Below are 23585 nucleotides of genomic sequence, written 5' to 3' on the forward strand. Positions count from 1 at the left end.
ATCCTGCGCGAGGCCGTGACCAATGTGGTCCGCCACTCGGGCGCCGCTCACTGCAGCGTGACGCTCACCGGTTCGTCGCTGCGCATCGCGGACGACGGCGCACGGGCCGCGGGTGCCCCCACTCACCACTCAGCCCGGACCGACACCGTGGCTCGTCCGGGCGGCACGGCGCCCTCGACGAGCCGTCCGAGCACCGACGACGCCGTAGCGGATGCGCCCGACCGGGCCAGTGTGGGGCGCGTCGGCCCGGACACGGAGCGGCCGGTGCGTGCCGGGGACCGCGGGGAGGCGGCGTCGTCGTGCCCCGGAAACCAGGCACGCTCCGAGGCCGGTGCCGCCGAACCGGAGCTGCGAGACGGCAACGGCATCCGCGGCATGAAGGAGCGGGCACGGGCGGCGGGATGCGAGGCAACCGTCGCGCGGGATCCCCGGGGCGGCACGATCGTGGAAGTGAGGCGGGCATGACCGAGATCCGAGTGCTGATCGCGGACGACCAGGCCCTCGTGCGCGCCGGACTGGCCGCTCTGCTGGACCTGGAACCGGACATCACCGTGGTGGCCCAGGCCGCCAACGGCGAGGAGGCCGTGGCCCTCGCCGGGGACCTCCCCGTGGACGTGGCGCTGCTGGACATCGAGATGCCCGGGCTCACCGGCCTGGATGCCACGGAGCGGATCGTGGCTGCCGGGCGCGGGACGCGGTGCCTGATGGTCACCACGTTCGACCGCCCCGGCTACCTGCGGCGCGCGTTCGATGCCGGGGCGTCCGGCTTCGTGGTCAAGGACACCCCCGCTGCGGAGCTCGCGGAGGCCATCCGGAAGGTGCACGCGGGGCTGCGCGTGGTCGATCCGGCGCTGGCCGAGAAGTCCCTGCTGGCCGGACCGAACCCCCTGACCCCGCGGGAGCAGGACGTGCTGCGGGAAGCGTCCCACGGGGCCTCGGCGGGGCGGATCGCCCGGGCCCTGCAGCTCTCCGCGGGGACGGTGCGCAACCACCTGTCGGCCGCGATCGGCAAGACCGGAACCACCAACCGGACCGAGGCGGCGGCCGTCGCCGCGCGCAACGGGTGGCTGTAGCCCTCCGGATCCGGTGACGAGCTCAGCCGGGGCGCTTATGCGTGTCGGACAGCATTGTCATGGTGAGCGCATGGATGCTTCGGTGATGGCTCAGGTGTGGTGGTTGTGGGCGCTGTTCGCCCTCGTGGTGGGTGTGGTGCTGGGGTACGTGCTGGCCCACCAGAAGTCCACGGCGCTGGAGACCGAGCTGGAACAGGCCCAGGAGCAGCGGATTGCCGCGCTGCAGGACGGCGCCTCCGCCCGGGCGGCCGCGGAGCAGCTCGAGCAGCGGGTGGAGTCCATGGAGGCTCGGGCCGTGCAGGACCAGGACGTCATGCGTGCCCTGGCACCGCTCAACGAGCAGCTCTCCTCCGTGGGACGCCACGTGAACCAGCTGGAGCGGGACCGCGCCGCGCAGTTCGGCGCCGTGGCCCAGGCGCTGGAGGCCGCTCGCACCACGGACCAGCAGCTGCTGCAGGCCACCGGGTCGCTGGAGTCCTCCCTGCGCTCCACCACGGCACGCGGGGCGTGGGGCGAGATGCAGCTGCGCCGCGTGGTGGAGGCCGCGGGAATGACTCGCCACGTGGACTTCACCGAGCAGACCGTGCGCACCACCGACGCGGGGGTGCAGCGCCCGGACATGGTCATCAACCTCCCGGGTGCACAGTCCGTGGTGGTGGACGCAAAAGCCCCCATGAACTCCTACTTGGATGCCCAGGCCGTCCCCGCGGACGGCTCCCCCGAGAACGAGACTCGGCGGGCCCAGCTGCTCGCCGCCCATGCCAAGGCTCTCCGCTCGCACGTGAGCACGCTGGGTTCCAAGAAGTACTGGTCCGCGGAGGAGAGCTCCCCCGAACTCGTGATGTGCTTCGTGCCCGTCGAGTCCGCCCTCGCCGCCGCGCTGGACGCGGAGGCCTCCCTGCTGGACTACGCCGCGCAGCAGAACGTGGCCCTGGTGTCACCGGTGTCCCTGCTCGCGTCTCTGAAAGCCGTGGCGTTCAGCTGGCGCCAGGCCACCCTCACGGACAACGCGCGAGAGCTGTACCGACTGTCCCGGGAGCTCTACGACCGCATGGGCTCGGTGGGCAAGCACCTGTCCGACATGGGCGGGTCCCTGCGGCGCTCGGTGGAGGGCTACAACAAACTCGTGGGCTCCATGGAGTCGCGCGTGCTGCCCTCGGCCCGCAAGATCGCGGAACTGGACCCGACCGTCACGGGTGCCGGAACCCTCGACACCACCCCCGTGGACGCGGTGCCCCGGCCGCTGACGGCCACGGAGTTCGTGGAGGACTGACGCGGCTCAGCGGGAGGGCTTGGTGCCGCGGCCGCCCAGACCGCGGGCGGTGTCCCCGTCCTTGGCGAGCTTCGCGCGCAGCTCCTTGGGCAGGGAGAACAGGATGTCCTCCTGGGCGGTCTCCACTTCCTCCACGGACCCGTAGCCGTACTCGGCCAGCAGCTCCAGGACCTGCTGCACGAGCACCTCGGGTACGGACGCACCGGAGGTCACCCCCACGGTAGCCACGCACTCGAACCAGGACTCGTCCACCTGGTGGGCGAAGTCCACTCGCTCGGCGCGCGCGGCGCCGTACTCCAGCGCCACCTCCTTGAGCCGCACGGAGTTGGACGAGTTGGCCGATCCCACCACGATCACCAGGTCCGCCTGCGGGGCGATCTCCTTGATGGCCGCCTGGCGGTTGGAGGTGGCGTAGCAGATGTCGTCGCTGGGCGGGTCGATCATGTTCGGGAACTTGGCCCGCAGCCGGTTCACCGTCTCCATGGTCTCGTCCACGCTCAGGGTGGTCTGGGAGAGCCACACCACCTTGTCCGGGTCGTTGACCTCCAGCGTGTCCACGTCCTCCGGGGAGTTCACGATCTGGATGTGCTCGGGTGCCTCCCCGAACGTGCCCTCGACCTCTTCATGGCCCACGTGGCCGATCAGGAGGATCTCGTAGTCGTTCTTCGCGAAGCGCACGGCCTCCCGGTGCACCTTGGTGACCAGCGGGCAGGTGGCATCGATGGTGTGCAGGTTCCGGTCCTGGGCGGACTGCACCACAGCCGGTGAGACGCCGTGGGCCGAGAACACGAGCATCGCGCCCTCGGGAACCTCATCCGTCTCCTCCACGAACACCGCCCCGCGTTCCTCGAGGGTCTGCACCACGTGCTTGTTGTGCACGATCTCCTTGCGCACGTACACGGGAGCACCATAGTGCTCCAGGGCCTTCTCCACGGCAATCACCGCACGGTCCACCCCGGCACAGTAGCCGCGCGGTGCGGCGAGCAGGACCCGGCGCTCCCCGGTGACCGGGGCGGCCGCGGCGATCTCCTCCGGGGTGCGGCGCACCCTGGGGACGGTGGGCATGGAAAGGTCAACCACTGTGGACATGCCTCTTATGGTAGGTGACCGCCCTGGGGCGCACCACGGCCAGGATCACACCGAACAGCGCCACGGCGCCCGCGCCGAGCATCCCCGTGACGCTCGAGGTGACGAAGGACTCACGCAGCTGCGCCACGATCTGCTCCGTGACCACGTGCGCCACAGGCTCGACGGCGGAGGCGTCCACGAGCTTCTGGGCCGAGCTCAGCGCCACGGCGAGCACCACGCCCGTGAACAGCACGCCGGACAGTCCCACCCCCGCGAGCGCGAGCCACCGGCGGGGTGCCACCACCAGTGCGAGCACCGCCAGGATCCCGGCGAACCACGGCAGCGCGTATCGCCACTGCGCGAGCTGCACGAGGGTGTCCACGACCGCGCCGGTGTGGGCGCCCGGCACGGTGATGGTGAGGTTTTGGTCTGCGATCCCCGGGGAGAACCCCACGGTCTTCTCCACCTGCTGCTCCACCGCCGCGCCGAGGGCGGAGACGTCCACCACGAACTCGTCCGGTGCCTTGCCCGCGCTCGGTGTCACGGGGACGTTGGCGTCGTGGGTGTCGTCGAGCACCTGGATCCAGGTGCCCTCCTGCTCGGGCGCAGTGAGCCATTGCTGCGCTGCGGAGACGGCGGAGTCGCGGACCCGCTGGAGCACGCCGTCGAGGGCGTCGATCCCGGTTCCAGGGGTGTCGCCAGCGTGGAGCGTGGCCTGATCCACCAGGGTGCTCACCAGGTCCTCCTGGAAAGAGGTCTGCGTGACCACGGAGGCGGCCGTGTCCTGGAAGCCCGAGGGCGAGAGCACGTGGTCCTGCAGCCACGAGATCCCCAGCCACAGGGCAAAACCGGCGCCGGCGAGCAGGGCGCACAGTGCCGCCGTCAGGCTGCGCAGCAGCGGTGGACGTGGGAAGTGCTCGGGGGTGCTCACCGCTCCACTCTAAGGAGAATCCGCTGTGCGTGTCCTCGGCGGATGGTAGTCATGTCCCATGAACACCTCGTCCTCCCCCGAAGGCGCCGGAGAGCAGGAACGTCCCCCGGAGCTGCCCAAGCTGGCCCGTGACACCACGCCCGAGAACCCCTGGCCGCTCAGCACGCTCTCCCACGCGCTGCACGGCTGGGTGCAGAAGGCCCCGGACGCGTGGGTCGAGGGCCAGGTGATCGAGGTCAACCAGCGCGCCCGCGTCTCCTACGTGACCCTGCGGGACCTGCAGGAGGAGGTCTCGGTGAATGTCACGCTCTTCCAGCGGGAGATGGCCCGGCTGGAGCGTCCCCTCGAACGCGGCTCGCGCGTGGTCGTGAACCTCAAGGCGGACTTCTACGTCAAGACCGGGCGGCTCTCGATGCTCGGCAGGGACATCCGTCCCGTGGGTCTCGGGGACCTGCTGGAACGCCTCGAACGGCTGCGCCGCGCCCTCGCGGAGGAGGGCCTGTTCGACCCCGCCCACAAGAAGCGGCTGCCCGTCCTCCCCCACCGGGTCGGGCTGGTCACCGGGCGGAACTCGGACGCGGAGAAGGACGTGGTGCGCAACGCCACCAACCGCTGGCCGGGAGTCGAGTTCGAGATCCGCGAGGTCCCGGTGCAGGGCACGGGCTCGGCGAAGGCCGTGATCCAGGCGCTGCAGGAGCTGGACGGCATGGACGCGGTGGACGTCATCGTCATTGCCCGTGGCGGCGGCGCGTTCGAGGACCTGCTCTCGTTCAGCGACGAATCCCTGCTGCGGGCCGTGTTCGCCGCCCGGACGCCGGTGGTCAGTGCGATCGGCCACGAGAACGACCAGCCCCTGCTGGACTACGTGGCGGACGTGCGGGCCTCCACCCCCACGGACGCCGGCAAGCGGATCGTCCCGGACGTCCAGGACGAGCGGCTGCGCCTTCTGCAGGCCAGGGCCGCCCTGGACCGCGCAGTGAGCACGCTGATCGACCGCGAGCAGCAGGGCCTGGCCACCATGCGCTCGCGGCCGTCCCTGTCCCAGCCGGACGGCATGATCCTCATCCGCGAGGAGGACCTCGACCGCTGGCGCTCCCGCGCGTGGTCCGCGGCCAACGCGCAGACCCTGCGCGCCAGGGATGCCGTGGGCCAGATGCGGGCCCGCGTCCGCGCGCTCTCACCCCAGCAGACGCTGGACCGCGGGTACGCGGTGGTCCAGACCGCGGACGGTTCCGTGCTCACGGACGCCGCCGACGCCGCCCCCGGCCAGTCCCTCTCCGTGCGTCTTGCGCGCGGCGAGCTGGGCGTGGACGTGACCTCCAGCAGCACGAGGCAGCCCGGAGAGCACTGACCGGGCGGCCACCCCCGCACCCAAGCACGAGCGCAACAGAGCGCCAGAGCACCATCCCGCACCTCACCGGAAGGAACCCCCATGGCACAGCAGAACCAGAACGCAGACACGCAGCAGAACGCCGGATCCCCGCACAACGCCCCCGGCACCGGCCCCGACCTCTCGGACGTCGACGGCCTGGGCTACGAGCAGGCCCGCGAGCAGCTCGTGGACATCGTCTCCCGGCTCGAGGCTGGCGGCACCACCCTGGAGGAGTCCCTGCAGCTGTGGGAGCGCGGCGAGGCACTGGCCACCCGCTGCGAGCAGTGGCTCGACGGCGCCCGGGAACGCCTCGACGCCGCCCGCGCCCGTCGTGAGGACCGGGAGCAGGCGGCGTCGTCGAACGAGTGACGCGCGTGCGGCGCTACTGCTGGTAGGTCGAGAGGAACTCCCCGAGGCGGTCCAGGGCGGTGTCCAGCATGTCCACGGCGGGAAGGGTGACCAGGCGGAAGTGGTCCGGCCTGCCCCAGTTGAAGGCCGTGCCGTGGCTCAGCAGGATCTTCTGCTCCTTGAGCAGGTCCAGGGCGAAGCGCTCGTCGTCCACGATGCCGAACTTCTCCACGTCCAGCTTCGGGAAGAGGTAGAGCGCGCCGTGGGCCTGCTCGCACGTGATGCCGTCGATCTCGTTGAGCTTGCGGTGGGCGATGTCACGCTGCGCCTTGAGCCGCCCGCCCGGCAGGATGAAGTCGTTGATCGACTGGTAGCCGCCGAGCGCCGTCTGGATGGCGTGCTGCGCAGGGACGTTTGCGCACATGCGCATGTTGGCGAGCAGCTTGATGCCCTCCAGGTAGGACTCCGCGCGCCAGTTCGGCCCGGTGATTGCGAGCCACCCGGAGCGGTAGCCGGCCACCCGGTACGCCTTGGACAGGCCCGAGAACGTCAGGCACAGCACGTCCTCGCCCGTGAGGCTCGCGGTGTTGACCATCTCCGCACCGTCGTAGGTGATCTTCTCGTAGATCTCGTCCGAGAACAGGATCAGATCGTGCTCCTTGGCGAGGTCCACGATCTTCTGCAGGGTCTCCCGCGAGTACACCGCGCCCGTGGGGTTGTTCGGGTTGATGATCACGATGCCCTTGGTGCGCTCCGTGATCTTGGAGGCCATGTCCTCGAGGTCCGGGTTCCACCCGTTCTCCTCGTCGCACAGGTAGTGCACGGGCGTGCCGCCGGACAGCGCCACCGAGGCGGTCCACAGCGGGTAGTCCGGGGAAGGGATCAGGATTTCGTCGCCCGGGTTGCACAGCGCCTGCAGGGTCATGGTGATCAGCTCGGAGACGCCGTTGCCCAGGTAGACGTCGTCGGTGTCCAGGTTCATGATCCCGCGCGTCTGGTAGTACTGCACCACCGCGGTGCGTGCGGAGTAGATGCCCCGGGAATCCGAGTAGCCCTGCGCGTTCGGCAGGTTCTTGATCATGTCCACGAGGATGGCGTCCGGTGCCTCGAACCCGAAGGGAGCGGGGTTGCCGATGTTCAGGCGCAGGATGCGCTGGCCGGCGGCCTCCATCTTCTCGGCCTGCTCCAGCACGGGCCCGCGGATGTCGTAGAGGACGTTCTTCAGTTTGTCGGACTGGTTCACCTTTGCCATGGGCTCAGACTACTCGGCACTCCCGCGGCCGTGACCCAGCTCCAGGCCACCGCGCGGTTCGCCCCGGACGGGCGGGGCGACGTCGTCAGCGGGGCTGCTCGCGCACGTAGGTGGCCGCTTTCTCCGGCGTCATGGCGGGCGAGCTGCCCCCCGCCAGGCGCGTGATGGTGGTGAGGTCCTCGGACGTGAGGTCCGCGGACACGGCGTTGACCGTGGCCGCGGCGTCGTCGCTCAGAGAGTCGGAGCCGATCACCACGGCGCGCTCCGGGCGGAAGAGCCTGTCCGGGTCGTCGAGGGCCACGAGCCCGTCGTCCTCGATCGCGGGATCCGTGGAGGGCAGCACCGCCGCCTGGACGCCGTCGCTCAGCAGCGCGTCCACGAGTTCGCCCGTGCTGCCGTACTCGGGCGTGGCCCTGGGCGTGCAGTCGTAGTACGCCTTCAGTCCGCGCTCCCCCTGGGCGCTGGCCGCGTAGCCCGTGGGCATGCCCACGCTCAGCTGCCCGCAGTGCGTTCCCACGGAGTTCAGATCCCCCAGCGAGTACTTCGCGCCGGTCACCGCCGTCACCACCATGCGGTCCGTGCGCTGCGCACCGGAGGAGTCCAGCAGCCGGATCCCGCGCGGCAGGACGTCCGGCAGGGCGCGGTACACGTCGTCGTCGGACGGGCCCGTCTCGCCCGTGATCCCCAGGAACTGGCCCAGGGAGTCCAGCAGGCCGCGGGGCGCGTCCGAGCTGGCGACGGGCGTGGCCGACGCCGCGGGGGAACCGCTCGCACTCGGCTGCGGCGTCTCGGGGGTCTCGTGCTGCCGGGCGTAGACGTAGAGGTCGCCGGTGAAGTCAGGAACCATCGTGGCCCGGCCGTCCTGCAGGGCGTCCACGATCTGCTCGCGGGAGGAGCCCACGTCCACCACGGTGGCGTTGACCCCGTCCGCCTGCAACCGCTGCCGGTAGAGGTGCGCGAGCACCTTCGTCTGCACGTCCACGCCGGTCGCGATCTTCACGGTGCCGCCGTCCGACGACGCTGCCGAGGCCCCGGTCTGCGCGCCGTCCCCGCCGTCCTGCGGTGCAGCCTGCCCGCAGCCGGCCAGCGCAAGCGCGCCGAGGGTGAGCACGGCCACCGCGCGAACGCGCACCCCGGGGTTCACCGGTCCCCGCCGCGCCCGGGCTCGGTGGAGACGTCCTGCTCCGCGATGCGCTCGGTGGGGGTCCGCACCGCGCCCAGACGGTCACTGAGACCCGCGAGCCGCAGTGCCTGGTCCACCAGGTCCAGCCGCGGGGTCGAGCCGACCTCCGCGAGCGGGATCCAGGCGACGTCGTCCGAGGAGCCGTCCTGCTCCACCGCCATCTCCCCGCCGGTGACGTGCGCCGTGTAGATCACCCGGCACGCGTGGTTGCCGCGGTCCTGGCCGTCCAATCGCTGCTCGGGGGTCATCCAGTAGCTGTGCACGTCCACGAGCCCGTCCGAGTCCACGCGGAAACCGGTCTCCTCGAAGACCTCGCGGACCATGGTCTCCGCGGGCTGCTCCCCCGGTTCCATGCCCCCGCCGGGAAGCGTCCACGCACCCTCGAAACCCGGGTGGCGGGGGTTCCAGTGGGTGAGCAACAGCTGCTCGTCACGGATGATGAGGGCGTAGGCGCCCACGCGGGAGTCGAAGGGCTGAGTCATGGGCGCCAGTCTACTGACGGGCCCCTGCGGTCCCTGACAGTCGCCGTCGGGGCCCATAATGGCCGGGTGAGCATCGTGGAGAGCGCCATCTACCGAGACGGCCGCAAGGTCGAGTCCCCCCAGTCCCTGCAGGACACCTACCGGCTGCTGCAGACGGTCATGGACCGGGCCCAGCAGGACTGCGCGCAGGACGACCACGCGGACACCGTGGTCGCCTGGATCGGGCTCTACCGCCCGTCCAGGGAGGAGATCGCGTCCCTCACCGAGCACTTCCAGCTCCACGAGCTCGCCGTGGAGGACACCGTCCAGGCGCACCAGCGGCCCAAGATGGAGCGCTACGGGGAAACCCTGTTCACCGTGATCCGCCCGGCGGTCTACCAGGACGAGTCCGAGACGGTGGAGATCGGGGAGATCCACATCTTCACCGGCCCGAACTTCGTGATCACCATCCGCCACTCCGAGTCCAGCGGTGTGGGCAAGGCCCGCAAGCGGGTCGAGGCGGATCCGCAGCTGCTGTGCTTCGGACCGGACGGCATCCTCTACGCGCTGCTGGACCAGATCGTGGACGACTACTTCCCCGTGCTCAGCGGCCTGGAGAACGACATCGACGAGATCGAGGACTCGTTGTTCGCGGGCGAGTCCAACGTCTCCCAGCGCATCTACGAGCTGGCGCGGGAGGTCAACGAGTTCCACCGCGGCGTGGCGCCGCTCAGCGAGGTGATGCGCCGCTACTTCGCGGGCTTCACCAAGTACGGCACGCACGAGGAGCTGCAGCACCGGCTGCGGGACGTGCTGGACCACGTGATCCAGGTCAGCGGCAAGCTGGACTCCATGCGCTCCTCGCTCACGGACGCCATGAGCCTGGACTCAACCCTCACCACCGCGCGGCAGAACGAGGCCGCGATGGTGCAGAACGACCAGATGAAGAAAATCTCCTCCTGGGCGGCCATCCTCTTCGCCCCGTCCATCGTGGGCTCCATCTACGGCATGAACTTCGAGAACATGCCCGAGCTGCACTGGACCCTGGGCTACCCCTTCGCCCTCGTGCTCATGGTGCTCGTGGGCGTGGTCCTCTACGCGGTGTTCAAGATCAAGGACTGGCTGTGAGCGCACTCCCATCCGCCACCTCTAGCCTGGCAGGGATGGACAACTGGGAATTCTGGCTCGACAAACCCTTCCGCGTGGCCCTGGTGATCGTGGGCGCGGTGGTGGTCTCCGCCGTCGCGCGCCTGCTCATCCGCAAGATCACCCGCGGGATCGCGCGCGGCACGCAGTCGCGGATCGTGCGGCGCTTCGACCACGGGCAGGCCCGCTGGGTGCAGGACTCGGGGATCGCCGCGGAGCGGCAGGCCCTGCGGGCACGCACGATCGGCGCGGTGCTCTCCTCCGTGTCCTCGCTGGTGGTGTGGGCCATCGCGATCCTCATGGTCATCTCGGAGCTCGGGTTCAACATCGCTCCCGTGCTCGCTTCGGCGGGCATCGCGGGCGTGGCCCTGTCCTTCGGCGCGCAGTCGCTCGTGAAGGACTACCTCTCCGGGGTGTTCATCGTCGCGGAGGACCAGCTGGGCATCGGGGACTCCGTTGACCTGGGTGAGGCCATCGGCACCGTGGAGAACGTGGGGCTGCGCGTGACCCAGGTGCGGGATGTGAAGGGCACCCTGTGGCACGTGCGCAACGGCGAAATCCTGCGCGTGGGCAACCAGTCCCAGGGCTGGGCGCGCTGCGTGCTGGACATCCCCGTTCCCTACGACACGAACATCGACCTGATCGCGGACATGATCGCCCACGAGGCGCAGATGGTGCGCGACGATCCGGACATCGGGCCCAGCATCGTGGAGGACCCGGAGGTGTGGGGCGTGGAGAACGTCACCGGTGAGAACATCACGCTGCGCCTGGCGGTGAAGACCGCGCCGCTGCAGCAGTGGGACGTGGCCCGCGTGATGCGCGTGCGGATCAAGAAGATGCTGGACCGCGAGGGCCTGCGGATCCCGGCCACCAACCAGGTCACCGTGCGCACCGGCTCGGAGCCCGAGATGCAGGGCGATGCGCCCACCACCTCGTTCCCCGTGCCGCGCGTGCCGACCACCGGCAACCTGCGCACCACCCCGGTGTTTCCGCACCCCGCGGACGCGGACAGCCACACGCCGGACGGGCGCACCCCCAGCCGCGACGAGACCGGTGGCGCGGGCACCACGTCCTCCGAGCGCCGCGGGGACGGCTGAGCACTTTCAGCGGCGCTTCTTGTTCCGCCCGTTCTTGACCTTGCGCCCCGGCTTGCGGCGCAGGCCCGGCTTGGTGCTCGCGCCAGCCTTGGCCCAGCCCCCGGACTGGGCCTTCGCGGCGGGCTTCTTGGGGGTCGACGACGCCGCTGCCACCGGTTCCACGCGCTCCTTCGCCGTGGGCTGCTCGGCTGCCTTCTTCTCCCGCTGCCCGGACGACGACGCCGCGCGGCCGGCTTCCTCCCGCCCGCTGGTCTCCTTGCGACCACGGACCACGCCCACGAAACGCTGCATGGCGTCCTCGGTGTCGTCGTCCAGACCCTTCGGCCACACGAGGGCGACCGGAACGGTGGGGGCGTCCGTCAGCTCGCGGGTGGTCACGTCCTTGCGGGCGTGCAGCCGGGCCACGGACATCGGGAGGACCACGGGGCCCACACCGGCGGCCGCGAGCTCGACGGCCATGGCGGCGTCGCCGATGTCCGCGTGGGGCTGCGGCGTGGACTCCTCGGTGAGCTGCGCGACGGTGAGGGTGTCGAGGACGCCCAGGACGTCGTCGGTGCTCAGCACCGCAACCCGCAGCTCGTCGTAGAGCGGCACGGCGTGGTGGGTGGTGCGCAGGGACTCGAGCGATGGGTCCGCCGGGCTCCAGCCGAGGCGCACGAAGCATGCGGTCACGCTGCCGCCGTCGAGCGCCTCACGCCAGCCGGCGGCGGGGACCAGCTCGTCCCGCAGCACCGGGCGCATCCGCCGCTCGCGCCACCGCCCGAACCACTTGCCGGGCATCACACCGGGCACGTAGCCGATGGTGAGGCCGTGGCGGGCATCCGTGGGTTCGGATGCGGAGGGCGCCTGCGCGGCGTCGTTCCCGGCGCTCTCCTGCGGGGTCTCCCCTGCGGTCTCCGCGGGGGTCTCGTGGGCGGTCTCGACGGGCTCGGACAGCGGCACGGTGGGGTCTTCGGCGGTCATGCCACCAGCCTAGGCGCCGCGGCGCACGCGACCCGCCACGTCCGCCCCACCGGCTGATGTGCGAAAACCGGCCGGGAGGACTAGAGTGTTCCCTGTTGTTCGGGGCTTTAGCTCAGTTGGTAGAGCGTTTCGTTCGCAATGAAAAGGTCAGGGGTTCGATTCCCCTAAGCTCCACTATTGAAGACGTACTAGAACACCTGACATCGGTTGATGCCGGTGTGAGGGCGGTGAAGGGCTCGGCGAGTCGGATCGTCGCCTGCTCGTCCTCGCTGATCTCGATGCCATCAGTGAAGGCTTGGTTCGCCAGCCGCTTGCCGTGCTCGTCGGTCCGTGCGTAGAGGGTGGCGCAGTCGACCAGCAGGCGGAGTGCGGTGCTGAGTTGCTTACATGATCCCTCGTGGTGGTCGTGCTCGCTGGCGAGCCGACGGTCTATGTCAGCGAGGCTGGCGCGGATGCGGTCTTGGTGACGCTTGAGGGTGTCGAGGTCGATCGCGTCGGCGAAGTGCGCGGCGAGCAGCTTGTCGCTCTCGTTCTGGAGCCGCTTGCGGTTCTCGGTCAGCTCGGCCAGTTCTTGGGAACGGGAGGCGAGGCGTTCGTCGAACGCGGCCTCAACCTGCGCCGCGAGCGCCGCGTACTCGACCTCGGTGATCGCGATGTCCCGGTAGCAGCGAGCGTTGCCTGTGTCTCGATGTGAGCGCTGGTTGCCCATGCAATCGGGGGAGGCGCGTCCTGGCACGAAAGTGGCGGCGACTGGTCCGCGCCGAGATCTCGCGGTTCTCCAGGTCCGGGCAGGCGCCGCCATGGTGGGGTGGCGCCGGACCGCCGTCAGACGGCGGTGAGCGCCGTCACGTCGCCTTCTTGGCGAGTTCGTCAGCGGGAACAGGGACGACGCGGGTGTCTTCGGCCACGGTCTGCTCGTATCGGCCGTCTCAGCTCAGTCGTGGGCGAGGCGGAGTGCGAGGGTGAGGTTGTGGCGGGCCTGGGTGGAGTCGACTCGGGCGAGTGCGAAGGCCGCGATCACGAGCGCCACGATGTTCTCCGCGAGATCGTCTGTCTGCGTGGCTAACGATGCGGGTCGCTGGGCGTGTACGCCCCGCCTCATCGCCGAGGCGAGCTCTGCCCGATACTCGGCAACGAGCTGTGCCACTGCGGAGTCGTGAGCGATGGATTCCCTCGCGGTGTTCACCAGGAGACACCCGTTGGTGGCGGGCATGGAGTCGAGGTTGCCGAACGCGTCCCACAGCCCGGTTAGGTAGTCCGTGAGGGCATCGGGCGCGACGGGGTCGGCCTTGAATGGGCGCAGGCGGGGGCGGATGACCTCGTCGAGGTATGACTGGACGGCCTCGTCGAAGAGACCGCGCTTCGAGCCGAAGGTGTTGTACAGGCTGGAGCGGCGGATGCCGGTCGCTTCCTCGAGTTCGGGGATGGAGGCGCCGTCGTAGCCGTGTTCCCAGAACACTGTGCGGGCGGCGCGCACGACAGTGTCGCGGTCGAAGGCCTGCGTCCGGGCCATGTTGCACCTCGCTCGTTCCGTAACGTTCAGTCCAGTATATACTGGAAGAGTCATTACAGAACGGGCAGGAGTCCGGAGAGGGAACGCATCATGGTCATCGCAGGTCTCGTGCTCGCCGGGTTGGCGGCGCTGATCCACGTCTACATCTTCTACATGGAGTCCATCGCCTGGACGGGCGCGAAGGCGCGCGCCACGTTCGGGACCACGGTCGAAGAAGCGGAGGCGACGAAGAGTCTTGCGTTCAACCAGGGCTTCTACAACCTGTTCCTCGCGATCGCCGTCGTCGCGGGCATCGTCTTCCTCGCCACGGGTGCGACAGCGGTCGGCGCGGCCCTCGTGTTCACCGGTGCGGGGTCGATGGCTGCCGCTGCGCTCGTGCTGTTCGCCTCCAGCCCCGACAAGCGCGGCGCCGCGCTCAAGCAGGGTATCCTGCCGCTGCTCGGGGTGATCGCCTTGGCCATCGGCGTCGCCCTGTAGTCGTTTCGTTGCCATGCCGGGGGTATGCGCCCGGCGCCCGGAACTGTTCGTTGTTGTTTTGAGAAGTTTCATCAGTCATGTCCACGCCTGTCAGCACGCAGATCCAGCTCGCCGCCCGCCCGCAGGGTTGGCCCACCCACGACGATTTCCGCACCGTGACGGTGCCGTTGGGGGCGCTCGAGGCCGGGCATGTGCGGGTGCGGAACGAGTTCGTGTCGGTCGACCCGAACATGCGGGGGCGGAGGAACGACGTCCGCAGCTATGTCGCCCCGTACCAGCTCGGTGAGACGATCACCGGTGGTGCGATCGGCCGCGTCGTCGCCTCGGAGGCGCCGGAGTTGCCGGTGGGTGCGTTGGTGCTGCACCAGCACGGGTGGAGTGACCTCGTGCAGGATGCCGCCTCGACGTTCCGCGCCGTGCCAGATCTTCCCGGCGTGCCGTCCTCCCTGCGCCTGCACATTCTCGGGGTGACGGGGCTGACGGCGTACGTCGGGTTGACGGCGATCGCGAAGCTGCAGCCGGGTGAGACGGTGTTCGTCTCCGGCGCTGCGGGCGCGGTGGGAACCGCGGTCGGACAGCTCGCGAAGCTCCTCGGCGCCGACCGTGTCATCGGCTCTGCCGGCAGCGACGAGAAGCTCGCCCTGCTCACCGAGAAGTACGGGTACGACGTGGCCTTCAACTACAAGAACGGTGACGTGCGCGGCCAGCTCGCTCAAGCCGCCCCCGCGGGCATCGACGTATTCTTCGACAACGTCGGCGGCGACCACCTCGAAGCGGCCCTCGACGTCTTCAACGACGGCGGACGGGCAGCACTGTGCGGGGCGATCGCGGGATACAACACCACCGAACGCGCCCCGGGTCCGGACAACCTCGCCAACGTCATCACCCGCGCCCTCACCCTGAAGGGCTTCACCCTGGCCGCCTACCTGCAGCTGGGCGCGGAGTTCCAGGAGAAGATCGCTCCCTGGTTCGCCGAGGGAAAGATCGCCTACGACGAGACCATCGTCGACGGCATCGACCACACCGTGGATGCGTTCCTGGACATGATGCGCGGCGCGAACACCGGCAAGATGCTCGTCCGCATCCCCACCGACACCCGCGGCGAGGAGGAGGCGCACGCGTGAGGGACGACACCCTCGTAGTTTCCGTCGACGGCGGCCTCATCCGCGGGCAACGCTCCGGCACCGTGGAGACGTGGCGTAATAGCGTCCACTTGGCTGTCCGTCAGAGGTGTTCTAGCTCGTCTCCTAGCGTTCACTACGACTCCGGGTTCATCGTCGGCGGCACCTCGCGGCTCGTCGCCAAGACCGAGTTTCGCCTGTTCCCACGCGGTGCCGAGCCGCTCGAACCTCTGCCAGGTGTTCGGTTTGAGTCCACCCGCGTCCACAGTCCCAGGAAGCCCGTTCCCTCCCCCGGGGGGACGGGCTTCCTGCGTGTGTGATGGACCCGAGGTGCCCGCCCCCGCCGCCCGCACCGTGGAAGTGGAGAGAATGACCGACGAACCGATGAGCCCCGAGCCCGCCTCCCACACCGCACCGGAGGATCCTCGCGCGGCTGCGTCGCGCTCCCGTCCCACCACGTCGGGGGAGCCCATAGACCCCGCGGGACCTGTGGACCCGGTTGCACCGGCCAGCAGCGGCGTGCAGTGGGGCGAGGTCCTGCGCAACGCACTGCTGGTGCTCGTCCTCTTCGTGATGCTCTGGCTCGCGTTCCACGTCAAACTGCCCTCGGCGCAGGTCCTGCGGGACCAGCTGGACGGCTGGGGCGGCCTGGCGTGGGCCGCGTTCATCGTGTTCTACGCGGCGCTCGCCGTGACCCCCATTCCCGTCTCGGTCCTGGCGATCGCCGGGGGCGTGCTGTTCGGCGTCGTCGAGGGCAGTGTGCTCTCGGTGATCGGCGCCATGCTGGGCAGTTGGGTGGCGTACTGGCTCGCTCGCGGCCTGGGGAAGGCCACGGTCAGCAAGCTGCTCGGCAGCCACGCGGCCACCGTGGAGGAACGCCTGCAGGAGGCGGGCACCTCGGGCACCTACCTGCTGCGCCTGACCCCGGGCCTGCCCTACTGGGTGGTCAACTACGGCAGCGGCGCGTTCGGGGTCTCTCAACGGTCTTTTCTGATCGGCAGCGCCCTGGGCACCGTCCCGGGGCAGGTCTCCCTCGTCGCGATCGGTGCGTTCATCACCGAGCCCACGGTGATTCACGGCACGGTCATCGGCGTGGCGTGGGTCGTCGTGCTGGTGCTGACGCTGCTCGCCTACCGGGAACTTCGCCGGGCACGCAGGGCCAGGGTATCGACGTCGGCGAGCGGCACCGCCGAGGGCCGCCCCGGCCAGTAGCCCGGCGGCTCAGCGGCAGCGCTCCTGCGAGTCCGCCGTGACGTCCGCCGATTGCCCGCGCACGTTCCGGAAGGTAGTTCGGTACGGGAGATTCCGTGGCTTCAGCCTCCGGGCACTGCCCGGCGCGGCGCAGCGGACGGGCAGGTGGATGAGCACGCTGTTCGCGCTCACCCCGAACAGACCCAGCAGCACCACGAGCACCGCGGTGGCCGGGGTGGACCCGGTGAACAGAGTCGTGGCGAGCAGCACGACGGCGGTCGCGGCCACCCCCGTGCGTCGAAGAGGCGGCAAGCTGCCGCGAGGATGCGGTCCTTGGCGGGCTCTCGGGTGCGGGTGGGCATGGCGTGTGCTCCTGGATGCTGGCGGGGATCCGACTCCATGGTTCGGCCGCGTCACCCTCCTGAGAGTGACAAGGTAGGCCAGTCCACCTCAAACAGATCCTTATTCACCCCTCGCATTCACGCGCTCCAGCGATATCATCGTCGTATGGCGATTGATCCTGACGAGCTCCCCGCCCTCGACGCGCGGGCGACGGCGGCGTACTCCCATCTCTTCCAGGCCCTCAGTGAACCCACCCGCCTGGCCGTGCTCCAGCACCTGGCCGGCGGAGAGCACCGCGTCCGGGACCTCGTGGAGCACATGGGCCTGGCCCAGTCCACGGTGAGCAAGCACCTGAGCTTCCTCGCGCAGTGCCACCTTGTGGCTGCCCGCCCCGAGGGGCGTGCCACGTGGTACTCCCTGACCCACCCGGAGGAGCTCGCGGCGGTCATCACGGCCGCGGAACGGGTCCTGCACACCACCGGCACGGACGCCGTGCTGTGCTCGCACCTCCACCATCCGCCTGTGGCCGCGGGGCTCGACGACGTCGCCACCGGCACCCGCGCCGCGCGGCTCACCGCGGTCCCCTCCGGCCGAGGTGAGCGCTGATGGGCGCGGGGCACTCCCACGGAGGGCATTCCCCCGGCTCGGGGCACGCCGGTCACGAGCACGCAGCAGCGGCGGGCGGAACCACGTGGCGGCTGTGGATCGCGTTCGGACTGACCGCGGGGATGGTGGTCGCCCAGGCGGTCGGCTCGGCGGTCACCGGGAGTCTCGCGCTGCTCACGGACACCGTCCACGCCCTGACCGACGCCCTCGGACTGCTGGTGGCTCTCGTGGCCGCGCACCTGATGGCCCGCCCGGCCAGTTCCAAGCACACCTGGGGCTTCCGGCGGGTGGAGGTGATCGCGGCGCTGGCGCAGGCCACCCTGCTGCTCGGTGTGGGGGTCTTCGCGGTGGTGGAGGGCATCCGCCGGCTCCTGGAGCCGCGCGCGGTGCCGCCCACCGAGCTGCTCGTCTTCGGCGCCCTGGGTCTGGCGTGCAACGTGGTGGCCATCCTGGTGCTCTCGTCCAGCAGGGGCGCCAACTTCAACATGCGCGCCGCGTTCCTGGAGGTGGCGAACGACGCCCTGGGCTCCCTCGGCGTGATCGTGGCCGCGGTGGTGATCGCCACGACCGGCTTCCAGCGCGCGGACACCGTGGCCGCCCTGTTCATCGCCGCGCTGATCCTGCCGAGGGCCGCTCGGATCATGCGGGAGACGGCTGCCGTACTGATGGAGTTCACGCCCCGGGGGCTGGACCTGGACCTGTTCCGCGAGCACATCATGAGCCTGCACCACGTGGTGGACGTGCACGACGTCCATGCCTCCACCGTGGCCACCGGCCTGCCCACGATCAGCGCCCACGTGGTGGTGGAGGACGAGTGCTTTCGGGACGGCCACGCGGCAGACCTGCTGCAGGACGTCAAAACCTGCGTGGCCGAGCACTTCGCCGTCTCGGTGCACCACTCCACGTTCCAGATCGAGACAGCACGCATCAAGCACGCGGAGTCCGACGAGGTCTTGCACGCCTGAGGTGGGCGTGCCCGTCAGCCGAGCTGCAGCCGGCCCCACGCGAGCTCGGCGAGCGCCGCCGCCTGGGCGCCCAGAACGGCGTCGTCGTAGCGCACGTGCGGCGAGTGGTTCCAGGGTGCGGTGGCGAGGTCCACGTCCGCCGGGCTGCACTGCAGGAACACGAAGCACCCGGGGACCTCGCGCAGCACGAAGGAGAAGTCCTCGGAGCCCATGCGCGGGTTCTCCATGACCTGCACGTGCTCCGCGCCGAACAGCCGGGTGAGCGTTTCCCCCGTGAAGCGCGCCTCCTGCGGGTCGTTGATGGTCGCGGGGTAGAACTCGTTCCAGTCCACCTGCGCACGCAGCCCGTAGGAGGCGGCGATGCCGTCCGCGAGCTCACGGACCAGGTGGGGGAAGCGTTCGGTGGTCTCGCGTGACAGGGTGCGCACGCTGCCGGCCGTGCGGGCGCTGTCCGGGATGACGTTCATGGCCTCCCCGGCCCACAGCTGCGTCATGGTCACGACCACCGGGTCGAACACGCTGAACCGGCGCGTCACCATGGTCTGCAGCGCGGTGCCGAACTCGCACAGCGCCGTGACCGGGTCCTTGGAGGTCCACGGCTGCGAGCCGTGCCCACCCCTGCCGTGGAACGTGACGCTCAGGTGGTTGGCCCCCGCCATGAGGGTGCCTGGGCGGTAGGTGAACACCCCGGGCTCCCCCGGGCTCACGTGGATCCCGTAGGCCGCGACGGGGCGCTCGCCCGCGGCGTTCAGCACGCCCTCCTCGATCATCGGCGCGGCGCCGCCGGGGCTTTCCTCCCCCGGCTGGAACATGAACACCACGGAGCCGGGCAGCTCCTCCCGGCGTGCACTCAGCAGCCTGGCCGCGCCCACGAGACCGGCGGTGTGCAGGTCGTGCCCGCACGCGTGCATCGCGCCGTTCGTGGAGGCGAAGTCGAGCCCCGTCTGCTCCTCGATCGGCAGCCCGTCCATGTCCCCGCGCAGCAGCACCGCGGGCCCGGGACGCCCGCCCCGCAGCACCGCGACCACCGAGCTCAGCGACCGGCCCAGGGTGATCTCCAGGTCGCAGCCGTCCAGTGCCTCCAGCACCTGCCGCTGCGTCCAGGGGAGGTCGTTGCCCAGCTCAGGGTGGGCGTGCAGGCGCCTTCGCAGCTCAACGAGCTCGGGCTGCAGCAGCTGGGCGTCCTCCAGGAATGACACGTTCGGGCTCCTCGATGGTGGTGGCGCGGCGTCATCGCCCGGGCTCGGGCAGACCCTTGAGGGCCGGTCCAGGCGCCAGCCGGACCGGACCGCGGGCGGTCGCAATGTCCACCTTCTCACCTTTTTGCCGCACCGTGATCTCACCCACGTCCGCGAGCACCCGCGCCGCCTCCCGGACTCCGTCCATCAGTTCCCTCCACTGTTCGCCGCCCAGGGCGCGGGCCACGTCCGAGGGGCAGATGGTCTTCCCCGCCCGGTGCCTCAGCAGGGCGCGGATGGTCGCCTGTTCCCGTGCGCGCAGGCCCTCCTCCGTGGGCGGTTCCCACCAGGGCTCGCCGCGCTCTCCCAGCGCGACCTTCGCATCCTGGACACGCTGCCTCGCCCCCCGGCCCTCGGACCTCACGGCACGGCGGGCACCCATCAGCTCCGCGACGAGTTCCTGCCGCAGCGTTTCCGGGATCCCGGGGTCCGTGGCGCGCCAGCGCCGGCCGTTCACCACCACGTGGTGGCCGTCTGCGGTGCGCTCCGGGCCCGACGACGCCGTGCCCTCCGGGTGCGCTCCGCTCGCCTCCCGAGCGGCGTCGGTGCCCGACGCCTCCCCCTGGTCCCTGCGCCTGCTCACGGGCGCAGCCCCAGGCGCTCGATCAGGCGCGCGTGCCGCGTGAGCCCCGCCGAGACCACGGCGGGATTCTGGGCGTACCAGCGCAGGTGCTCCGCGGCCACGGTGTCCTCCGTGAGGTGCGACCCCTGGACGAGCCAGTCCTCCCGCGGCCCGCCGTCCAGGTCGGAGGCCGTGTACCCGAAGACCTCGAGAGTGCTCTCGTGGACTGGCGCGCGGATGCCACCGAGCAGCACCCTCCCCGGGTCGGGCACCGGCGCGGAGAGCCCCGCCGCATCGAGGATCTCGGAGGCCACGGTGCGCAGCACGTCGTTGCACGGGTGGTTGATCACGTGCACCGCGTTCGGACCGGCGGCGTCCAGGACGGAGGCGACGTCGAGCGTGCGGTGGGCCTCCTGCCGGATCCGCAGCTGCGCGAGGGACTCCTCCCGCCCGGCGTGCGCGGCGGCGGCCGAGGGATGCTCCAGGTGCACGGTGCTCTCGCCCCGGGCGGCCGCCGTGAGGACCCGGAGGTCGTGGTACGGCACCACCGGCGGGTCCCCCACGCTCGGCGCACGGACGATCGCGAGCGTGGGCATGAACGCGGACCACCGCATCGCGGGCACGCGAACAACCTCCACCCGGGAGCCCAGACGGGGCACGACGTCGTCCGTGCCCAGCGGCAGCCCACGGTAACCGGGCGCCACGGGCTGGGTGACGAACAGGCCCAGCCGCGGCAGCAGGGCGTGCAGGTGCGGGAGGTCCTCACGGGTGAGCTCGTGCACCGGGGGCATCCGCACGCCGTGCCACTGCCCCTCCAGCGCTCCGTGCAGCAGCACGCGCAGTGACTCGGCCTGGCAGTTGCCGTACACGGCGAACAGGGGGAGGTCCGGAAGCTCTGTGAGCCCGTAGAAGTCTCCGTAGTGACGGCGCCGCCCGTCGTCCTGCAGCCCCTGCCCGCTCACGGTTGACTCCGCAGGCGGGCGGTGCACGGCGTCCTGGCCCTGCGGATCAACATCGTCGATCACGTGCGGCGTGTGCTCAGCGGGCATGTCCCACCCTGTCCTCGAGTCGTGTGCTGGTGTCTGCGGCGTGGACGGGCGCGCCAGGATCGGGCACGGGTCTGCGGTCCGGGCACGATTCGCCCCGCCGCACGGCGCGGAGGTCCCGAACGCTCAGCAGTCCGGGCACCTCGCTCTCCCCCTCCGCGCACCAGACGCGCAGGGGGACCTCCAGACGGAGCGGAGCGTGGACGTCTGCCAGGAGCAGGGCACGGTCGAGAATCTCGCGCGGAGGTTCCCCCGCGCGGGCGCGAGGGTCCGCGGCCAGCGCGGCGGGAACGTCCTTGCGGTCCACGAACCAGATCCCGGCGTCCGTGTCCCGCAGCAGGTGGGCGGCACTCAGGTATGCCTCGGCGTCGTCGTCGTGACCGCCCACCCGCACCACCACCCACGGCTGCTCGAAGACCACGCCCGCGCCGCGAGTGCTCGGCAGGGGGATGCGCTGCGCCAGCGCCAGGGTCTCGGCGTCCTTCACCGCGCGGGAGATCCCGCGCCCGGCGAGGTCCGGCCCGTCGTGCCACGCCCGTGCGGAGGGCACGTGGCGGAACTGCGCACCCAGCTGCCAGCAGCGGAAGGCGAGGTCCCAGTCCTCCCCGCCGTAGCCCACGAGCGACTCGTCGAAACCGCCGCAGCGCTCGAACAGCCGCCGGTCCACCGCGAGCAGCGCACTGATGACGAGCCGGAAGTCCTCGGTCCCCGCGCGGGAGAGATCGGCGGTGCGCTCGTATCCCTGCGCGAGCCACTGCGGGTCCTCGAGCCGCCGCGCTCCCGGTGCCGAGCCGGTGCTGATCCACTCCACCACCGCCGGCACGTCACAGCCGGAGAGGTCCGCGTGATGCCTGGCGCCCACCGCGAGCGCCCCGTGGCCGTCGTCCGCGTCCCGCACCCCGGCCAGGAGGGCGGTGAGGAACCCGGGTTCTGGGATCATGTCCCCGTCCAGGAACACGATCACCTCCCCGGAGGACGCGCCTGCGCCCAGGTTCCGCGCCGCCCCGGCCCGGAAGCCGAGGTTCTCCTGACGCACCACCGAGCTCGGGAACGGCAGGGGCGGGAGCACCGGGGGCACGGCGGAGCCGTCGTCGCTCACGACCACCTCCATCTCGGCGACCGGGTGGTCCTGCAGCGCCAGCGCGGCAAGCAGCCGGTCCAGGCCGTGCTGGTTCTCGAAGTAGGGCACGACGACGCTCACGGCGGGCGCACTCACCGGTCACCTCCGCGGTTCGCCGGGATCTGTTCGCCCGTGAGCAGTGCCCACTGCCGGGCTGCGGCCACCCGTGTGGAGGGCAGGTCCTCGCCGTTCCAACGGGCAGGGTCGATCCACGTGCTGCGCGGGTCCGCGAGGGCGGCCCGCAGCGCGGCGGAGAGGTCATCGGTCAGCGTGAGCGCCCAGGGTGCCCGCTCGGCGAGCTCCTCGAAGAAGGGGTGCGGCGTCACGATCGGGGCGCGCCCGCTCGAGATCCACCGTCCGATGGACCCGGAGGCGGAGACGTGGGCCGGCGCAACCACCGGGACGGTGACCCGCTGCGCGGCGCGGGTCAGGGCGGTGTCGTCGAGGAACCCCGTGGTCCGAAAGCTGTGGCCGTGACGGCGGGCGGCCGCATCGAGCGCGGGGACGAGGTCCTCGTGGCCGTCCGACGCGCGACCGAGCGCCACCACCTCCACTGGCGTGTCGAGACCGGCGAGCGCCTCGATCACGCTCTCGTGGCCCTTGCCCGGGTAGAGGAAACCGAGGACGGCGACCCTGGGAACCCGCTCCGTGCCGTCGCCGTCCGACAGGGACAAGGGACAGGGAGGCTGAGCACCGGCCCACTGCCAGGCGCGGTGCCAGGGACCCGGTTCGGGCGGGTCGATGGGCAGGTGGTTCACGTGCACCGGCAATCCCGAGGTGGCGGGGACGCGGCGCTCGAGCTGCGCGCGCTCTGAGGCGCTGCACACGATCACGGCGCGGGCGACATCGACCACGCGGGCGAAGGCGGCACGGCGAGCTTCGAAGGCGTGGCCGTCCGAGGGCTGGGGGATGTCGTGCACGGTGACCGTTACCGGGCGGACCGCGGCGATATCCGCCACGGTGGAGGCCGCGGCCTGCGGTGACGGGCCGAAGATGCGGTCCGTGAAGTGAAGGTGGACCGGTGAGGACTCCCCCAGCAGAACCGGTCGCAGCTCTGTGAGCGAACCGGCCACCGTGCGCGCGTCGGGAGTGTGTGCGGCGAGGTTCTGGGCGTGCATGCGGACGCCGTGCTGTTCGGGGCCCACACAGGCCAGGAGGGGTGCGATCACGCGTTCACCCTATCGAGCACCTCCGACACGCTCCGGGGTGAGCGAGGTCATACCTCTAGCGCAAAGTC

At 70.7% G+C, this 23585-nt stretch carries 26 protein-coding genes and 1 tRNA gene; 14 read left to right on the plus strand and 13 right to left on the minus strand.

Annotated features, from left to right (window positions below):
• The first annotated feature begins 15 nt into the window (after window positions 1–15).
• The 3 genes from ABD264_RS04330 to ABD264_RS04340 all read left to right on the plus strand — a co-directional run bounded on the left by ABD264_RS04330 (window position 16) and on the right by ABD264_RS04340 (window position 2346).
• Window positions 16–465, plus strand: coding sequence for a hypothetical protein (locus ABD264_RS04330; RefSeq protein ID WP_344204591.1), 450 nt, complete (start codon window positions 16–18; stop codon window positions 463–465).
• Complete coding sequence (locus ABD264_RS04335; protein WP_344204593.1) at window positions 462–1073, plus strand: response regulator; 612 nt, start codon at window positions 462–464, stop codon at window positions 1071–1073. The genes ABD264_RS04330 and ABD264_RS04335 overlap by 4 nt, the downstream gene beginning before the upstream one ends.
• A 70-nt stretch (window positions 1074–1143) precedes the next feature.
• Complete coding sequence (locus ABD264_RS04340) at window positions 1144–2346, plus strand: DNA recombination protein RmuC (protein ID WP_344204595.1); 1203 nt, start codon at window positions 1144–1146, stop codon at window positions 2344–2346.
• 6 nt (window positions 2347–2352) lie between these two features.
• Here the strand turns inward: ABD264_RS04340 and ABD264_RS04345 are convergent, their stop codons facing one another.
• Both ABD264_RS04345 and ABD264_RS04350 read right to left on the minus strand, forming a co-directional pair.
• Entirely contained in the window at window positions 2353–3435 is a 1083-nt protein-coding gene (locus ABD264_RS04345; RefSeq protein WP_344204597.1) for a 4-hydroxy-3-methylbut-2-enyl diphosphate reductase, read from the minus strand.
• Entirely contained in the window at window positions 3419–4345 is a 927-nt protein-coding gene (locus ABD264_RS04350; protein ID WP_344204599.1) for a hypothetical protein, read from the minus strand. The genes ABD264_RS04345 and ABD264_RS04350 overlap by 17 nt, the downstream gene beginning before the upstream one ends.
• A 58-nt stretch (window positions 4346–4403) precedes the next feature.
• Here ABD264_RS04350 and xseA point away from each other — a divergent pair, with 58 nt between their 5' ends.
• A complete protein-coding gene (gene xseA, locus ABD264_RS04355; RefSeq protein WP_145009769.1) occupies window positions 4404–5696 on the plus strand; it encodes an exodeoxyribonuclease VII large subunit in 1293 nt (430 codons plus the stop codon).
• Between the two features lie 81 nt (window positions 5697–5777).
• Window positions 5778–6086, plus strand: a complete 309-nt coding sequence (locus tag ABD264_RS04360) for an exodeoxyribonuclease VII small subunit (protein WP_144941902.1) — start codon at window positions 5778–5780, stop codon at window positions 6084–6086.
• A gap of 13 nt (window positions 6087–6099) precedes the next feature.
• On the opposite strand, the gene ABD264_RS04365 is transcribed toward ABD264_RS04360, so the two are convergent.
• From ABD264_RS04365 to ABD264_RS04375, 3 genes are all read right to left on the minus strand, one after another.
• Window positions 6100–7317, minus strand: a complete 1218-nt coding sequence (locus ABD264_RS04365; protein WP_144941900.1) for a pyridoxal phosphate-dependent aminotransferase — start codon at window positions 7315–7317, stop codon at window positions 6100–6102.
• Window positions 7318–7402: 85 nt separating this feature from the next.
• A complete protein-coding gene (locus ABD264_RS04370; RefSeq protein WP_344204603.1) occupies window positions 7403–8449 on the minus strand; it encodes a glycine betaine ABC transporter substrate-binding protein in 1047 nt (348 codons plus the stop codon).
• A gap of 8 nt (window positions 8450–8457) precedes the next feature.
• Window positions 8458–8982 carry an NUDIX hydrolase gene (locus ABD264_RS04375; protein ID WP_344204604.1) on the minus strand — a complete coding sequence of 175 codons (525 nt, stop codon included), beginning with the start codon at window positions 8980–8982 and terminating at the stop codon, window positions 8458–8460.
• Window positions 8983–9048: 66 nt separating this feature from the next.
• Between ABD264_RS04375 and corA the strand changes: the two genes are divergently transcribed.
• Window positions 9049–10089 (plus strand): magnesium/cobalt transporter CorA, encoded by a 1041-nt coding sequence (gene corA, locus ABD264_RS04380; RefSeq protein ID WP_290499522.1) that lies wholly within the window; start codon window positions 9049–9051, stop codon window positions 10087–10089.
• A gap of 35 nt (window positions 10090–10124) precedes the next feature.
• On the plus strand, window positions 10125–11204 hold the full coding sequence (locus tag ABD264_RS04385; RefSeq protein ID WP_144941892.1) for a mechanosensitive ion channel family protein: 1080 nt from the start codon (window positions 10125–10127) through the stop codon (window positions 11202–11204).
• A gap of 6 nt (window positions 11205–11210) precedes the next feature.
• Here the strand turns inward: ABD264_RS04385 and ABD264_RS04390 are convergent, their stop codons facing one another.
• A complete protein-coding gene (locus tag ABD264_RS04390; RefSeq protein WP_344204608.1) occupies window positions 11211–12167 on the minus strand; it encodes a type 2 periplasmic-binding domain-containing protein in 957 nt (318 codons plus the stop codon).
• 101 nt (window positions 12168–12268) lie between these two features.
• Between ABD264_RS04390 and ABD264_RS04395 the strand changes: the two genes are divergently transcribed.
• Both ABD264_RS04395 and ABD264_RS04400 read left to right on the plus strand, forming a co-directional pair.
• Window positions 12269–12341, plus strand: a tRNA-Ala gene (locus ABD264_RS04395).
• Window positions 12342–12564: 223 nt separating this feature from the next.
• Window positions 12565–12861: a hypothetical protein gene (locus tag ABD264_RS04400; RefSeq protein ID WP_344204610.1), complete on the plus strand. Its 297-nt coding sequence runs from the start codon at window positions 12565–12567 to the stop codon at window positions 12859–12861.
• Between the two features lie 240 nt (window positions 12862–13101).
• Here the strand turns inward: ABD264_RS04400 and ABD264_RS04405 are convergent, their stop codons facing one another.
• Window positions 13102–13680: a TetR/AcrR family transcriptional regulator gene (locus ABD264_RS04405; protein ID WP_062818758.1), complete on the minus strand. Its 579-nt coding sequence runs from the start codon at window positions 13678–13680 to the stop codon at window positions 13102–13104.
• A gap of 90 nt (window positions 13681–13770) precedes the next feature.
• Here ABD264_RS04405 and ABD264_RS04410 point away from each other — a divergent pair, with 90 nt between their 5' ends.
• The 3 genes from ABD264_RS04410 to ABD264_RS04420 all read left to right on the plus strand — a co-directional run bounded on the left by ABD264_RS04410 (window position 13771) and on the right by ABD264_RS04420 (window position 16490).
• Window positions 13771–14157, plus strand: a complete 387-nt coding sequence (locus ABD264_RS04410) for a DUF1304 domain-containing protein (protein ID WP_114045794.1) — start codon at window positions 13771–13773, stop codon at window positions 14155–14157.
• Between the two features lie 77 nt (window positions 14158–14234).
• A complete protein-coding gene (locus ABD264_RS04415; RefSeq protein ID WP_344204620.1) occupies window positions 14235–15281 on the plus strand; it encodes an NADP-dependent oxidoreductase in 1047 nt (348 codons plus the stop codon).
• 366 nt (window positions 15282–15647) lie between these two features.
• Window positions 15648–16490, plus strand: coding sequence for a TVP38/TMEM64 family protein (locus tag ABD264_RS04420; RefSeq protein WP_344204622.1), 843 nt, complete (start codon window positions 15648–15650; stop codon window positions 16488–16490).
• Window positions 16491–16499: 9 nt separating this feature from the next.
• On the opposite strand, the gene ABD264_RS04425 is transcribed toward ABD264_RS04420, so the two are convergent.
• The gene (locus ABD264_RS04425; protein ID WP_344204624.1) at window positions 16500–16757 is read right to left on the minus strand and encodes a hypothetical protein; all 258 of its coding nucleotides are present in this window, start codon (window positions 16755–16757) and stop codon (window positions 16500–16502) included.
• A gap of 219 nt (window positions 16758–16976) precedes the next feature.
• Here ABD264_RS04425 and ABD264_RS04430 point away from each other — a divergent pair, with 219 nt between their 5' ends.
• Together ABD264_RS04430 and ABD264_RS04435 are read left to right on the plus strand one after the other, a co-directional pair.
• Entirely contained in the window at window positions 16977–17417 is a 441-nt protein-coding gene (locus ABD264_RS04430; protein WP_094394551.1) for an ArsR/SmtB family transcription factor, read from the plus strand.
• On the plus strand, window positions 17417–18382 hold the full coding sequence (locus ABD264_RS04435; protein ID WP_055086422.1) for a cation diffusion facilitator family transporter: 966 nt from the start codon (window positions 17417–17419) through the stop codon (window positions 18380–18382). Before ABD264_RS04430 ends, ABD264_RS04435 begins: the two co-directional genes overlap by 1 nt.
• A gap of 14 nt (window positions 18383–18396) precedes the next feature.
• Here the strand turns inward: ABD264_RS04435 and ABD264_RS04440 are convergent, their stop codons facing one another.
• Genes ABD264_RS04440 through ABD264_RS04460 form a run of 5 tightly spaced genes read right to left on the minus strand, consistent with a single transcriptional unit; the run spans window position 18397 to window position 23517 of the window.
• Window positions 18397–19581, minus strand: coding sequence for a M20 metallopeptidase family protein (locus ABD264_RS04440; RefSeq protein WP_144941879.1), 1185 nt, complete (start codon window positions 19579–19581; stop codon window positions 18397–18399).
• 31 nt (window positions 19582–19612) lie between these two features.
• Window positions 19613–20203 (minus strand): DUF3253 domain-containing protein, encoded by a 591-nt coding sequence (locus ABD264_RS04445; protein WP_303105181.1) that lies wholly within the window; start codon window positions 20201–20203, stop codon window positions 19613–19615.
• A complete protein-coding gene (locus tag ABD264_RS04450) occupies window positions 20200–21231 on the minus strand; it encodes a WcbI family polysaccharide biosynthesis putative acetyltransferase (RefSeq protein WP_344204630.1) in 1032 nt (343 codons plus the stop codon). The genes ABD264_RS04445 and ABD264_RS04450 overlap by 4 nt, the downstream gene beginning before the upstream one ends.
• Window positions 21221–22444 carry a glycosyltransferase family 2 protein gene (locus ABD264_RS04455; RefSeq protein WP_144941875.1) on the minus strand — a complete coding sequence of 408 codons (1224 nt, stop codon included), beginning with the start codon at window positions 22442–22444 and terminating at the stop codon, window positions 21221–21223. Before ABD264_RS04455 ends, ABD264_RS04450 begins: the two co-directional genes overlap by 11 nt.
• Complete coding sequence (locus ABD264_RS04460; protein WP_344204634.1) at window positions 22441–23517, minus strand: glycosyltransferase family protein; 1077 nt, start codon at window positions 23515–23517, stop codon at window positions 22441–22443. The genes ABD264_RS04455 and ABD264_RS04460 overlap by 4 nt, the downstream gene beginning before the upstream one ends.
• Between the last annotated feature and the right edge of the window lie 68 nt (window positions 23518–23585).

The sequence above is a fragment of the Kocuria salsicia genome, from assembly GCF_039532055.1.
GTDB classification, from domain to species: domain Bacteria; phylum Actinomycetota; class Actinomycetes; order Actinomycetales; family Micrococcaceae; genus Kocuria; species Kocuria salsicia.

Bases quoted from the DNA above. Each gene is read 5' to 3' on its own strand.
- ABD264_RS04365 (WP_144941900.1), bottom strand. From the start codon at position 7,317: ATGGCAAAGGTGAACCAGTCCGACAAACTGAAGAACGTCCTCTACGAC.
- ABD264_RS04335 (WP_344204593.1), top strand. From the start codon at position 462: ATGACCGAGATCCGAGTGCTGATCGCGGACGACCAGGCCCTCGTGCGC.
- ABD264_RS04340 (WP_344204595.1), top strand. From the start codon at position 1,144: ATGGATGCTTCGGTGATGGCTCAGGTGTGGTGGTTGTGGGCGCTGTTC.
- ABD264_RS04430 (WP_094394551.1), top strand. From the start codon at position 16,977: ATGGCGATTGATCCTGACGAGCTCCCCGCCCTCGACGCGCGGGCGACG.
- ABD264_RS04385 (WP_144941892.1), top strand. From the start codon at position 10,125: ATGGACAACTGGGAATTCTGGCTCGACAAACCCTTCCGCGTGGCCCTG.
- ABD264_RS04420 (WP_344204622.1), top strand. From the start codon at position 15,648: ATGACCGACGAACCGATGAGCCCCGAGCCCGCCTCCCACACCGCACCG.
- ABD264_RS04435 (WP_055086422.1), top strand. From the start codon at position 17,417: ATGGGCGCGGGGCACTCCCACGGAGGGCATTCCCCCGGCTCGGGGCAC.
- ABD264_RS04375 (WP_344204604.1), bottom strand. From the start codon at position 8,982: ATGACTCAGCCCTTCGACTCCCGCGTGGGCGCCTACGCCCTCATCATC.
- ABD264_RS04450 (WP_344204630.1), bottom strand. From the start codon at position 21,231: ATGCCCGCTGAGCACACGCCGCACGTGATCGACGATGTTGATCCGCAG.
- ABD264_RS04410 (WP_114045794.1), top strand. From the start codon at position 13,771: ATGGTCATCGCAGGTCTCGTGCTCGCCGGGTTGGCGGCGCTGATCCAC.
- ABD264_RS04405 (WP_062818758.1), bottom strand. From the start codon at position 13,680: ATGGCCCGGACGCAGGCCTTCGACCGCGACACTGTCGTGCGCGCCGCC.
- ABD264_RS04360 (WP_144941902.1), top strand. From the start codon at position 5,778: ATGGCACAGCAGAACCAGAACGCAGACACGCAGCAGAACGCCGGATCC.
- xseA (WP_145009769.1), top strand. From the start codon at position 4,404: ATGAACACCTCGTCCTCCCCCGAAGGCGCCGGAGAGCAGGAACGTCCC.
- ABD264_RS04390 (WP_344204608.1), bottom strand. From the start codon at position 12,167: ATGACCGCCGAAGACCCCACCGTGCCGCTGTCCGAGCCCGTCGAGACC.
- ABD264_RS04345 (WP_344204597.1), bottom strand. From the start codon at position 3,435: ATGTCCACAGTGGTTGACCTTTCCATGCCCACCGTCCCCAGGGTGCGC.
- ABD264_RS04415 (WP_344204620.1), top strand. From the start codon at position 14,235: ATGTCCACGCCTGTCAGCACGCAGATCCAGCTCGCCGCCCGCCCGCAG.